Origin of the sequence: Cytobacillus firmus (assembly GCF_023657595.1) — a bacterium.
Classification (GTDB): domain Bacteria; phylum Bacillota; class Bacilli; order Bacillales; family Cytobacillaceae; genus Cytobacillus; species Cytobacillus firmus_B.
The window spans coordinates 2,115,946-2,128,601 of the sequence record NZ_CP098323.1 but is presented as its reverse complement, the minus strand read 5'-3'; the positions used below and the strand labels follow the sequence as shown (position 1 = coordinate 2,128,601).

General features: G+C 42.3%; 12 protein-coding genes. All 12 read right to left on the bottom strand.

What is annotated here, in order from left to right:
- Position 1: 1 nt before the first annotated feature.
- Positions 2-622, bottom strand: a complete 621-nt coding sequence (locus NAF01_RS10845) for a flavin reductase family protein (RefSeq protein WP_163141215.1) — start codon at positions 620-622, stop codon at positions 2-4.
- 5 nt (positions 623-627) lie between these two features.
- On the bottom strand, positions 628-1,722 hold the full coding sequence (hisC, locus tag NAF01_RS10840) for a histidinol-phosphate transaminase (protein ID WP_250802269.1): 1,095 nt from the start codon (positions 1,720-1,722) through the stop codon (positions 628-630).
- 67 nt (positions 1,723-1,789) lie between these two features.
- Positions 1,790-2,905: a 4-hydroxyphenylpyruvate dioxygenase gene (gene hppD, locus NAF01_RS10835; protein WP_250802268.1), complete on the bottom strand. Its 1,116-nt coding sequence runs from the start codon at positions 2,903-2,905 to the stop codon at positions 1,790-1,792.
- Positions 2,906-3,018: 113 nt separating this feature from the next.
- A complete protein-coding gene (lpdA, locus tag NAF01_RS10830; RefSeq protein WP_163141223.1) occupies positions 3,019-4,461 on the bottom strand; it encodes a dihydrolipoyl dehydrogenase in 1,443 nt (480 codons plus the stop codon).
- Positions 4,462-5,685, bottom strand: coding sequence for a dihydrolipoamide acetyltransferase family protein (locus NAF01_RS10825; protein ID WP_163141226.1), 1,224 nt, complete (start codon positions 5,683-5,685; stop codon positions 4,462-4,464).
- An 11-nt stretch (positions 5,686-5,696) separates the two neighbouring features.
- Entirely contained in the window at positions 5,697-6,692 is a 996-nt protein-coding gene (locus tag NAF01_RS10820; protein WP_163141229.1) for an alpha-ketoacid dehydrogenase subunit beta, read from the bottom strand.
- Entirely contained in the window at positions 6,692-7,759 is a 1,068-nt protein-coding gene (gene pdhA, locus NAF01_RS10815; RefSeq protein ID WP_163141232.1) for a pyruvate dehydrogenase (acetyl-transferring) E1 component subunit alpha, read from the bottom strand. The genes NAF01_RS10820 and pdhA overlap by 1 nt, the downstream gene beginning before the upstream one ends.
- A 74-nt stretch (positions 7,760-7,833) precedes the next feature.
- Positions 7,834-8,943 (bottom strand): Leu/Phe/Val dehydrogenase, encoded by a 1,110-nt coding sequence (locus NAF01_RS10810; RefSeq protein ID WP_048010134.1) that lies wholly within the window; start codon positions 8,941-8,943, stop codon positions 7,834-7,836.
- An 84-nt stretch (positions 8,944-9,027) separates the two neighbouring features.
- Complete coding sequence (locus NAF01_RS10805) at positions 9,028-9,417, bottom strand: thioesterase family protein (RefSeq protein WP_048010135.1); 390 nt, start codon at positions 9,415-9,417, stop codon at positions 9,028-9,030.
- 165 nt (positions 9,418-9,582) lie between these two features.
- The gene (locus NAF01_RS10800; protein WP_163141235.1) at positions 9,583-10,377 is read right to left on the bottom strand and encodes an ABC transporter ATP-binding protein; all 795 of its coding nucleotides are present in this window, start codon (positions 10,375-10,377) and stop codon (positions 9,583-9,585) included.
- Positions 10,352-11,383: an ABC transporter permease gene (locus NAF01_RS10795; RefSeq protein ID WP_048010137.1), complete on the bottom strand. Its 1,032-nt coding sequence runs from the start codon at positions 11,381-11,383 to the stop codon at positions 10,352-10,354. The genes NAF01_RS10800 and NAF01_RS10795 overlap by 26 nt, the downstream gene beginning before the upstream one ends.
- A 78-nt stretch (positions 11,384-11,461) precedes the next feature.
- Positions 11,462-12,475 carry an ABC transporter substrate-binding protein gene (locus NAF01_RS10790; RefSeq protein ID WP_163141238.1) on the bottom strand — a complete coding sequence of 338 codons (1,014 nt, stop codon included), beginning with the start codon at positions 12,473-12,475 and terminating at the stop codon, positions 11,462-11,464.
- Positions 12,476-12,656: the final 181 nt, after the last annotated feature.

Here is a 12,656-nt window from a genome sequence, read left to right as displayed (position 1 = left end):
ATCACCTTGGGTCCGTTTTTCGGATCAATTCAAATACATCAGTCATTGGCCTCGTATAGATATGTCCTGCCATCCGGCCAACAGGCTTCAGCTTTTCGGAATTAATCCTTCCATTTTCGTAAAGCTCTTCAGCAACATGCACATGCTCCACTTTTCCAATTACCAGACTTCCTGAACCGGGTTGTTCTCCAAAGTGAAGTACCTGATAGAGACTGCATTCTAAGTGGACTTTTGATTCTTTAACCCTAGGAGGCTTAACAGAGGCACTTTTTTCTTTTTCGAGACCCGCTGCGTCCAGTTCGTCTATACCAGCCGGATAATCCGCTGCACAAATATTCATCTTTTCAGTAAAGTCTTCACTGACGATGTTAATAACGAATTCCTTAGTGGCTTCAATATTAGCAAGCGTATCTTTCTTAGAGCCATCTGTCCCTTTTCGCATAGGTGAAAAGCAAATCAGCATCGGATCTGCACATATGGCTGTAAAAAAGCTGAATGGAGCTGCATTAACATTTCCATCTGTGTCCATAGTGGTAACAAACGCAATGGGACGCGGCAGAATTGAGCCAACCATCAGCTTATATGCGTCTTTCCACTCGAGACTCTGTGGATTTAATTCCATATGCCCTACACCGCCTTTTCATTCAGAAGTTTGTTTATCACAGCCAATGCCGCTTCATTATCTTCCCTTGTTCCTAACGTCATCCGAAAAGCATCAAGATAGCCGTCAAGCTTCATTTTCCGGACAACCAAGCCATTTGCAATCAAGTTGTCTGCAATAGGAAGCTGGCTGAAAATATACATAAAATTAGTTTGGGAAGGAAAATAGCCGACATGTAATTCAGTTAGTTTTTGGCACACAAATTTCATCTCTTCGGCATTTTTTTGTGCACAATCCTTTATAAAGTCCTGATCATTTAGTGCTGCAGAAGCCGCTGCCTGTGCCAGGTGGTTGACATTAAATACATCTTTTACCTTATGAAGGTCATTCACGATCTCCCGATGCATGATTCCATAGCCGACACGGAGTCCTGCAAGACCATAGATTTTGGAGAAAGTCCTTAGGATGATTAAGTTAGGCCTCTGTGCAAGAAGCGGAATAGAGTCAGGATAATCCTCGGAATTCACATATTCATAGTATGCTTCATCAAGAATAATCAGGATGTTTGAAGGAACTTTATCAATGAATTGCAGCAGTTCTGTTTTTCCGACTATGGTTCCTGTAGGATTGTTGGGATTGCAGATAAACACCATCTTTGTTTTTTCATTCATCTTCTCATACATGGCTCTTAAGTTATGTGTTCCATTTTGCAGCGGTACTGTTATCGCACTGCCTCCTTCAATAAGGACGTTTGTTTCATATCGTGGAAATGTATTCTGAGCCATGACAGCTTCATCTCCAGCACTTATGTATGCTCTAGTCAATAATCGGATGATCTCTTCTGAACCATTGCTGACCAGAAAGTTATCTTCACTTATATTATAGAATCCGGCCAGCTTGCGTTTGAGGAGGGAAACAGTGCCATCCGGGTAAAAGTAAAGACTGTTCATCGCTTTGCTGATGCTGTTCCTGACTTCGGGTGAACAGCCATACACATTTTCATTATCAGACATTTTCCGGACAGCCATTAAATTGTACTTTTCTTTGATCTCTTCCGGCGAGCTGCCAAGCGGATAAGAAACAATCTTTTCCACAGCGCTTTTTGTCTGGATTCTAGCCATCTGGTCTGCCTCCTTCTAAAATTTATTAAAAAAGGGAGAAATGCTTTCTCCCTTTTAAGCTGAAAAGTTATAAATTCCCCCGTCTTTCCTGCTCACGTTCAATAGATTCAAAGAGTGCTTTAAAGTTGCCTTCACCAAACCCTCTGGCACCTTTACGCTGAATGATTTCAATGAATAAGGTCGGACGGTCTACGATTGGTTTTGTGAAAATTTGAAGCAGATAGCCTTCGTCATCGCGGTCAACGAGAATATTTAATTCCTTCAATTTGTCGATCTCTTCATCAATTTTCCCTACGCGCTCAGAAAGCATTTCATAATAAGAATCTGGAGTGCTTAAGAACTCTACCCCATTTTTGCGAAGGATGCTGACAGTGCTGACAATATCTTCTGTCAGAATGGCCAGATGCTGTACTCCAGCCCCGTTGTAGTATTCAAGGTATTCTTCAATCTGGGATTTGCGCTTCCCTTCTGCAGGCTCGTTAATTGGGAACTTAATTCTGCCTCCATTATGCATAACCTTGGACATCAGAGCGGAATATTCTGTTGTAATGTCTTTATCTGTAAAGTGCTTCATTTCCTTAAAGCCCATTACATTTGCATAATAATTCACCCATTCCTCCATTCTCTCTACATTTCCAACAACATGGTCGACGCCGATAAAACCTGCATCCTCAAATGGAACTTCAGTTTGATAAGGCTCAAAGCCAGGCATGAATACCCCTTTATAATCATTCCGTTCAACAAGTGTATGAATGGTATCTCCATATGTACCAATAACTGCCTTTTTGACCGTGCCGTATTCGTCTTTTATCTCAGCTGGAGGCTGTATTTCGATTGCACCTCTTTCAACCGCTGCTTTGTATGCCTTTTCAACATCATCAACAGTTAATGCTATATCTTTTACACCATCTCCATGCTTATGAATGAAATTTGAAACTCTGGAACTGTCATTTAATGTTCCTGTGATCACCAGGCGAATCTTTCTCTGCTGAAGGACATAAGAGACTGTTTCTCTATTGCCGGTTTCCAGACCGGAATAAGCAACTGGCTTAAAACCGAAAGCTGTGCAGAAATAATGGCAGGATTGTTTTGCATTTCCTGTATAGATTTCTAAATAATCTACCTCCTTCACAGGAAAGAAATCGGCTACCTTCTGTTCCTTCAACAATTTTTCATTTTGCATGCTAACCCCTCCGTTTTAATATTAATAATATTTTGAATTCATCATATAGGAAACGTGTAAATGTTCTCAAGAGTTCAAGTTAAAGCTATAATGCACTTCTGCATTAAAGGAATTTATACTTTTATTTTTTGCGTTTTTTTGCTTAGGGGCGGTATGTGAACAGCCAAATTCTTTAAAGCTTCTACAGCTTCCAGCAAGCCTTCATTTATACTTGGATGCGGGTAGTTAGGGAAAATTAAATCTTCATCCCTTGCTCCCATTTCCAATGCAGTAATTCCAGCTGAAATTAATTCTATTGCTCCGGAGCCTACCATGTGGATCCCCAGAAGAACTTGTTTTTTCCTGCAGCTGATCACTTTTATAAATCCATCTTTTTTCCCGCTCAATGTGCTGAATCCGTTGGCAGATAATGAGGATACACCAATTTCAATGTCATAGCCCATGTTAATGGCTTCCTGTTCCGTTAACCCCGCACACGCAATAGGAGGCTGTGTATGTGCAGCAATCGGAATGAAGTGAAAATCTGATTCCGATTTAATTCCCGCAATTGCTTCAGCGGCTGTTTTTCCTTGTTTAATAGCTTTTACCGCAAGTGCAGGACCTTCTGTTACATCACCGACTGCGAAAATATGTTTCTGTGTTGTCCGGCTTTGACGGTCAACCTTAATAAACCCTGCTTCACATTGCTCCACCCCTATACGGGAGAGTCCCAGCTGGTCAGTGTTTGGCCGAATGGAAGATGAAACAAATAGATGTGTGCCTGAAATGGTTTCTCTTTTTCCTTTACTCTCAAAAGTTACTGTTAACATTCCTTCATTATGCTCAAGTCCCAATACATCCGAATTTCTTACAATATCTATTTTTTTCTTTTTTAATATCCTCTTCAGTTCCCGGCAAATGGACTGATCAAAATCAAAATCCTCTTTTCCATCTTCGAGGATCAGAGTCACTTTAGATCCCAGTGCCTGATAGGCCATACCTATTTCGAGGGCAATGTAATCATTGCCATAGATTAATAGTTTATCGGGTATTTCACTCAAATTTGAAATGGAATGCTGATCGAATACTAATTCACTTATTTCTCTGAACCAAAGAGGTTTTTCCGGTCTGCCGCCGGTCGCAATGATGGCATTTTGAAATCGGAAAACGTCAAATTGGTCTCCTTTTTCGATCCCAATCTTATCCTCTGACAGAAAAAAGGCTGAACCATTAAGAACTTCTATTTTATTAGCTTGACAGAGGGCTTCAATTCCTGCCCGGAGCTGCTTAATTTTCTTCTGCTTGTATTCCTGGAGCTTGTTTAAGTTTAATGAAATATTTCCTCCTTCAAGCCCCCAATTTTCCCCTTCCTGGAATGAAGTGAATTTTTCAGCAGACTGTGTGAGAATCTTGGAAGGTATGCACCCTTTATTTAAACAGATCCCGCCAAGCTGATCCTGTTCAACTAATGTAACATTTCGCCCCAGCTGTGCAGCGCGGATTGCGGCATGATAGCCCCCGGGGCCGCCGCCGATTACGATGACATCACGCTCATGTGCCAGTTCTCCAACTACCATTTATACCATCTCCAGAACAAGCATTTTCGGATTTTTAATCAATTCAGCAAAGCGGTTTGTAAAGCGTACAGCTGTCGCCCCGTCTGCAACTCTATGATCAAAAGACATTGATATATTCATCATTGACCGAATGACAATCTGGTCATCATCGGTCACAACAGGCATCTTTTTTGTTTTATGGAAAGATACCAAAGCGGTTTGCGGATGCTGGATAATCGGAGTTGCTCCAAAGCTTCCGCCAAGAGGCCCCACATTGCTGATTGTAAAAGTCCCCTCAGAAATTTCTTTAACAGTAAGCTTATTCTCCACTGCTTTTTCCGTCAGATTTTTCATTTCTGCATGAATTTCTCTAATTGTTTTATTTTCGACATGCTTTATGACCGGAACGATTAGACCTTCGTCCGTATCAACCGCAATACCGATATGATGTTCACCTGCCAAATGTATTTCTTCCTTTTCTTCATGCAGCACTGCATTAAACACAGGAAATTCCTTCAGGCAAATTGATAAAGCCTTCAGGAAAAAGGCTGTAGCAGATATATTTAGGTTTAGAAGCTTAAGCTCTTTTCTGAAAGCAATCAGCTCGGTTACATCGATTTCTTCAAAATGGGTACAATGGGGAATGGTAAAGAGTGATTGTGCCATTTTCCTGGCAATCTGCTTCCGTCTGCCCCTGAACGGAATGATCTCTTTCTCAGCAGGGGGACTTTTTATGTTTTCATTCAAAGTTGCTTGTTCCTGTTCATCATGGGCCGGCTTCGTCTGAAGAGAAGCTATGTATTGATAGATGTCTTCATCTAAAATACGGCCAGCAGGACCTGTTCCTATGATTTTCTCAATATCAATGTCATTATCGCGCGCTATTTTTCTTGTGAAAGGAGAAGCAAGAACCCGATTTCCTTTGAATGCCACAAAAGAATGGTTTTGCTTCTGCGGCGAATGTGTGTAAACAGGAATAGAAACAGCATTCTCTTTTTCAGCGCCTTCCTCACCAGCAGATTCTAAAATTAAAATGGTCGAACCCACTTTAACCGTATCGCCAGGCTGCACTGTAAATTCCTTAATAATGCCTGCTTTCGGGGCAGGTATTTCAGCAGTCATTTTATCAGTCTGTACTTCAACAAGCGGATCGTCTGCTTTGACTGCATCCCCCGGCTTAACTAAAAAGCAATTAATATCTGCTTCCGTCATTCCTTCACCAATATCGTGCAGTTTCACCTCCACGGCTTCCCCTCCTAAAACTTCATTACTTTTTCTATTGCCTGCTGAATCCTTGCCGGAGTTGGCAGGTAATGGTCCTCAAAACCAAAGTATGGAACTGGCGCATCAAATCCAGTAACCCGTTCAACAGGTGCTTTCTGATATAAAAAGGATGTATCATTAATGATGGCAAGCACATCATTTCCGACTCCGCCGGTGGCATGAGCTTCATGGACAATAACTGTTCTCCCTGTCTTTTGGACAGATTCTGCAATCATGTCTTTATCCAGTGGAAATAGGGTTCTTAAATCAATTACATCACAATGTACGTTATTTTCTTTCATCTGCTTTGCCGCTTTCATAGCCTCTGGCACCATGGCTCCCCACGTGATGACCGTTACATCGTCCCCATCCATGAGTTTTTTGCCTTTTCCTATTTCAACTGTATACTTCCCTTCAGGCACTTCCTCTCTGGCCGAACGATAGCAGCGCATCGGCTCAAGAAACAGAACTGGATCCGGGTCTTCAATCGCAGCAATCAGCAGTCCTTTGGCGTCATAAGGGCTGGATGGGCAGACGACCTTGATGCCGGGCATGTGAGTGAAAATAGCTTCTGTTGAATCACAGTGAATTTCCGGAGCCCTAACCCCCGCTCCATATGGAGCCCTTATTACCATCGGAACAGTAAAATGTCCCATTGTCCGCATCCGGAGCCTTGAAGCATGGGTCATGATCTGTTCATATGCAGGATAGATAAAGCCAAGAAACTGAATTTCGATCACCGGTAAAAATCCATTCACAGCCATTCCAATCCCCGCTCCGACAAAACCGGCTTCACTTAAAGGCGTATCGATAACACGGCCTTCGCCGTACTTAGCCTGGAGACCATCGGTTGCACGGAAAACTCCGCCGTTCCTGCCGATATCCTCGCCCAGCAGCAAAACCTCTTCCTTTTCATTCAGCATAGTATCTAAAGCATCCGTAATGGCTTGCACTAATGTCATGGTTTTTGCTCCAACTGCTGTTTTCATTAACGGCCGCCTCCAATCAGCTTCAGATACTCTTCTTTTTGCTGCTTGATTTGCCAAGTAGGCTCAGCAAAGACATAGTCAAAAATAACAGCAGGATCTACAGGAGGAAAATCCTCCATTTCATCTACAGCTTTGTCTATTTCAGCTGCTGCTTCCTCTTCTATTGCCTTTTGCCAAATCTCATCAAATATTCCTTCATTTTTCATCCAGCGTTCCAGCCTTAAAATAGGGTCAGTCTCCTGTCTTCTGCTATTGCTTTCCGATTGATCGCGGTATTTGGATGGGTCATCTGCAGTAGTGTGTGCACCATATCTCCATGTCATGGCTTCAATGAGTGTCGGCCCTTCACCTTTACGGGCCCGCTCTAAGGCTTTTAGTGTTTCAAAATAAACCATGAAAACATCATTCCCATCAATCCTGACTCCTGGAATATCATATGCCAGGGCTTTCTGGGCAATCGTTTTTGTATTCATCTGCTTCTCAAGCGGTACAGAAATGGCGTATTGATTGTTCTGATTAAAAAAGACAACCGGAGCTTTAAATACGCTGGCAAAATTTAAGCCTTCATGGAAATCTCCCTCTGAGGTTGCACCATCACCAAAATAAGCAATAGCAGCATTGGCAGTGCCTTTTTTCCTTTCTGCGAATGCAGCTCCTGCTGCATGAGGGATTTGTGTCGCAATCGGAATGCCTGGAGGGAAGATCTTCTTTCCGTCAGGCGGCACACACCCTTCATTTCTTCCGTTCCAAAACAACAGGATGTTTCGCAGTGAGTGGCCAAAGGTCATAGCTGCTCCGTGGTCGCGATAGGTAGGAAACATCCAATCGCTCTCCCCCAGCGCAACAGCAGTTCCGACCTGGGAAGCCTCCTGACCTTCATAAGGAGCATATGTGCCTATCCTGCCCTGCCGCTGAAGTGAAATAGCTTTGCGGTCAAAAGTACGGATTCTTACCATATGTCTATAAAACTCTTTTACGATCTTTTCAGTTACTTTTTCTTTATAATCAGAATTGATGATCGTTCCATTTTCGTTCATTATTCGCCTGATCGGAAAGTGATTTTCCATCTTCTCACCCTTTGGCTGGTAAATTATTTTAATAACTTTTATACGGTACAAATATTGTTATCCAAGCAAAAAAATTAGGTTCTTACTGCCCACTTCGGGCGTTTCATATGGGAGAAAAAGCTGTTTCTGCGTGTGCGTGCTTCAATGCGGCTCTCGCAGAATTGGTTGGATGCTTCAACTGTTGTAATTCCATTTGCTTCAGCATGTTCGTAGATGTTCAGAAGAGAGTTATAAATAGCTTTCGTTTTGCGGAGTACCCTTTCTTTATTAGGTGTATATAATTCATCTGCGACCTGGATTAATCCCCCTGCATTTACAATATAATCAGGTGCGTATAAAATTCCCTTATCTTTTAGGATTTGGCCATGGCGTATATCCATTAGCTGGTTATTGGCAGAGCCTACAATTGCTTTTACTTTAAGCAAGTCGATTGTGTCATCATTAATGATGCCTCCCATTGCACAAGGAACAAAAAAGTCTGCCTCGGCCTCATATATCTCATTGCTGGATAAAACCTTCACACCGGCACCAATTTCTTTCGCCTTGCTGAGGAGCTGGTCGATTGCCTGCTGGCTGATATCTGTCACAAATAAATCTGCCCCTTCCTCCAGCAGCCTTTCTGCGACTTTATACCCCACTTTGCCAAGTCCCTGAATGGCATAACTCTTGCCTGAAAGGTCGTCTGTTCCGCTCAGTGCTTTATTTGTTGCCTGGAGGCCGTAAATAACACCCTGCGCTGTTGGTACAGAAGAATCGCCGCTTCCCCCATAAACCTCATCAACCCCCACAATGCAATTCGTTTCCTTTAGTGCATGAACGAAATCCTCTGTAGAAGTACCCATGTCTGTTCCTGTATAGAAGCGTCCGTTCAATGATTCAACAAATTGGCCAAAAGCACGGAACAGCTCAGGTGTTTTATCTTTTAATGGATCCCCGATAATGACAGCCTTCCCGCCTCCGAAGTCACAATCACTAGCCGCACATTTATAGGTCATGCCTTTTGATAATCGGAGGACATCCTCAAGGGCATCATCAACGCTTTTATACGGAAACATGCGGCAGCCTCCCAATGCCGGCCCCAGCCTTGTGCTGTGGATAGCAATGATTGCCTTTAGTCCGGTAGATTCATCGTTGCAGAATACGACCTGTTCATGGTCTTTAATTTTTTGAAACATATCTGTCATTTCGTTCTCCCCTTTATATATGGTAGCGCTTACAATATAATTTAATTAAAATCCCTTTTTTGTAACTCTGATACTGCTATTCTTTTAATCTTTCTTTAACAACTGTGCAATCCTGCTTTTCTTCAGAATCACCTGTTTGACTTCACCTTCGCCAGCAAGGTTTTCTCCATTATGGACGGATACAGTTGAGTAAACTGAATTTCCTTCCAGCTTGGATACGGTAGCTGTTATAACAATGGAGGATCCTTCAGGTGACGGAGATAAATGCCTGGCAGAAACAGCTCCACCCATCCCTTCTTCTTCCTCATCCAAATAGGGGGTGATCAGGAGTCGGGAGGCCCACTCCATGTGATAGATCATGGTTACAGTGGAATAGACAGGATGAATGACCTCTCCTTCAAATTGTGCGAACATTTCAGGTGAGACCACTGCACGGATAACTGCCTGGTTCCCAATTTGCAGCCCAGGTTTCATAACACCCCTCCCTTTTTGATTATAAATATGTATGACGTTTATTTAACGATATGATACCATTACGTTAAATGAATAGTCAATAAATTGTAAAAACTTTAAAAATTCTTTTGATTTGATCCATGTAAAAAGGATTAACCGGCAAATTGGCTAATCCTTTTTATTATTTTAAGAAAGCAGTGCACGATCACTTGCCATTTTTGTTCCGCGGATTCGCTGAAATTCATTCAACAGCTGTTCAATTGTCAAATGCTGTTTCTGTCCATCATCTACTTCAAGTATAATCTGGCCTTTATCCATCATAATCAGTCTGTTTCCTAAATCCAGCGCCTGCTGCATATTATGTGTGACCATTAAGGTTGTTAAATTATACTTTTGAACAATTTCTTTTGTGAGATTTGTAATAAGCTCTGCACGTGCCGGGTCGAGGGCAGCTGTATGTTCATCCAGCAAAAGAATGGAAGGCTCTGTGAAGGTTGCCATTAATAATGAAAGTGCCTGCCGTTCTCCTCCTGATAATAAACCGACCTTAGCATTTAAACGGTCTTCAAGGCCAAGATGAAGGCTTTCAAGAACTTCACGGAAATAATCCCTGCGCTTTTTCGTCACACCTTTTCGTAATGTTCTTGTTTTATTCCTTGAAAACGCCATGGCCAGATTTTCTTCAATTGTCATGGACGGGGCAGTGCCAGCCATCGGATCCTGAAAAACCCTGCCTATAAGCTTTGCCCGGTTATATTCCGACATGCCTGTGACATTTTGACTGTCGATAAACACAGACCCCACATCAGGTATCATGACGCCCGAAATAATATTCATTAAAGTGGATTTCCCTGCCCCATTACTTCCGATGACTGTGACAAAGTCTCCCTCATTCAATGTTAGATTGATCGTATCAAGTGCAATCTTTTCATCTGGTGTCCCTTCATTGAAGACTTTATGAATCTGATTTAATTGCAGCACCAGTCTCACCCTTTCTGCCTGATGGCAATTCACTTATGTTCATGCTTCCTGCCAGTCTTTTAGCTTTCCGTTTCTTCTCCTTCGTGCGGTCAATAATCTTCGGCATTATTAATGCAAGGATGACGATAGTTGCTGTAATCAGCTTCATATCACCCGGCTCAAGGAACTCTACCCTTAGCGCCATAGTAACCACGATACGATAGATAATTGCTCCGCCAATGACCGCTAAAGTCGTTCTGGCAATTGTTTTTGTTCCAAACAAGGCTTCACCGATAATAACTGAAGCCAGTCCGATAATAATCATTCCGATACCCATACCAACATCGGCGAATCCGCCCTGCTGGGCAATCAGTGCTCCTGAGAAAGCGACCATTGCATTGGAAAGGCCAAGCCCCAAAATCACCATCATGTTGGTATTGGCAGAAAGACTGCGGATCATCCTCTTGTTGTCACCAGTAGCCCTTAAAGCTAAACCAATCTCAGTCTGAAGAAAGCGATCTGTCAAAAATTTTATAGCCAATGTGACAACCAGCATAAAGAGAATAATGCCCCATGTTCTCGGGAGGCTGTCGCCCAGCCCTACCATGGACAAAATAGAATTGAAAAAAGAATCGATTCCTGTTTTATCCCAAAAATCTCTTACATGTGTAATGGCTGTTTCTGTGTTCAGGAGAGGAACATTTGATTTACCCATGATACGAAGGTTTATCGAATACAGGGCAATCATCATCAGGATTCCAGATAACAGAGCATTAATTTTTCCAAAAGTATGAATAATACCCGTTAGGCAGCCGGCAATAAAACCAGCAAATAATGCAGTGACCGTAGCAAGAAAAGGATTAGCCCCGCTGACAATCATGGTTGCAGCTACAGCTGCTCCAGTCACAAAGCTTCCATCGACCGTTAAATCCGGAAAGTCCAGGACCCTGAACGAAAGATATACTCCAAGTGCCATAATTGCGTAGATAACCCCTGACTCGAATGCACCGAATATCGCTGTAAACACTAAGAATCACACCCTTTATTTTGTTTTAGCTTAAAAAGCAGCCGGCCGGATATTTGCATTTCCAGCCGGCGGATTTTCCTACTCTTCATGGAACTCTGCGAAATCAGCCCATTCCTCTTTTACTTCCAGTCCCTGTGCTTCAGCTGCTTTTTTATTGATGACCAGTTTCAGGCTTCCAGGAAGCTCAACCGGAATTTCAGAAGGCTTTTTGTTTCCTTTTAAGATCTCAGCTGCCATTTTGCCTGTCTGGTAACCAAGATCAAAGTAGTTGAATCCGCTGGCTGCTATAGCTCCGCGTTTCATGGAATCAAGCTCACCGACGAATAAAGGAATTTTTTTGCTGTCAGCGACAGAGATAACCGATTCCAAAGCAGACACAACTGTATTATCCGTAGGGATATAGATGGCATCCACCCTTCCAACAAGGGAGTCGGCAGCCTGTTTTACTTCTGCAGAGGTTGAAACAGAGGCTTCAACAATCTTGGCTCCTTTTGGTTCTGCAAGATCTTTCACCTGTTTAACCTGAACCTCGGAATTTTGCTCTCCGGAATTGTAGATGATGCCAATATTTTTAACACCCGCTTCATCAATCATAAAATCAATCGTTTTTGCCGTTCCTTCCGGGTGGTTATCTGTTGTGCCTGTAATATTGTCTCCAGGCTGATCAAATGATTCAACAAGACCGGCTCCAACAGGATCTGTAACAGATGTAAAGAGAATTGGAATATCTTTAGTCGCATTAAGAGCACTAACAGCACTTGGAGTAGCATTTGCAAAAATCATATCTACTTTATCACCGACAAAATTATTAGCGATCGTCTGGGTATTGTTCATATCCGCCTGAGCATTTTGGAAATCAAATTTTACATTATCGCCTTCTTTAAATCCCTCATCTTCCAAAGCTTTTTTAAATCCCTCTGTCGCTGCATCCAGGGAAGGATGCTCGACAAATTGTGTAATGCCAATTGTGTACTGCTGCTTCTTTTCATTACCTTCTGAAGAAGAACCACTGGATTTCTCCTGTCCGCAGCCGCTCAAAACAAGCATGCCTGCAGCCATTAATAAAGAAAAAGCTTTCAACGATTTTTTCATTATATGACCCCCTATACTACTTTATTTAACTATCAGCTTGCTGATAGCTTACACACCTTATGTATACGCTTACATGTTGAAGTAAATAAATGGTTTTTACCATTTATATGATATTTACTTTAGATATCGTAAATACAACGTTATATTATCACCCGGAACCCGAGAGTGTCAATAATATTCT

Excerpts from the sequence above, each read along its gene's own strand:
- NAF01_RS10810 (WP_048010134.1), bottom strand. The coding sequence starts at position 8,943 with ATGACAGATATGTTTCAAAAAATTAAAGACCATGAACAGGTCGTATTC.
- hisC (WP_250802269.1), bottom strand. The coding sequence starts at position 1,722 with ATGGCTAGAATCCAGACAAAAAGCGCTGTGGAAAAGATTGTTTCTTAT.
- NAF01_RS10790 (WP_163141238.1), bottom strand. The coding sequence starts at position 12,475 with ATGAAAAAATCGTTGAAAGCTTTTTCTTTATTAATGGCTGCAGGCATG.
- NAF01_RS10820 (WP_163141229.1), bottom strand. The coding sequence starts at position 6,692 with ATGAAAACAGCAGTTGGAGCAAAAACCATGACATTAGTGCAAGCCATT.
- NAF01_RS10805 (WP_048010135.1), bottom strand. The coding sequence starts at position 9,417 with ATGAAACCTGGGCTGCAAATTGGGAACCAGGCAGTTATCCGTGCAGTG.
- lpdA (WP_163141223.1), bottom strand. The coding sequence starts at position 4,461 with ATGGTAGTTGGAGAACTGGCACATGAGCGTGATGTCATCGTAATCGGC.
- pdhA (WP_163141232.1), bottom strand. The coding sequence starts at position 7,759 with ATGGAAAATCACTTTCCGATCAGGCGAATAATGAACGAAAATGGAACG.
- hppD (WP_250802268.1), bottom strand. The coding sequence starts at position 2,905 with ATGCAAAATGAAAAATTGTTGAAGGAACAGAAGGTAGCCGATTTCTTT.
- NAF01_RS10845 (WP_163141215.1), bottom strand. The coding sequence starts at position 622 with ATGGAATTAAATCCACAGAGTCTCGAGTGGAAAGACGCATATAAGCTG.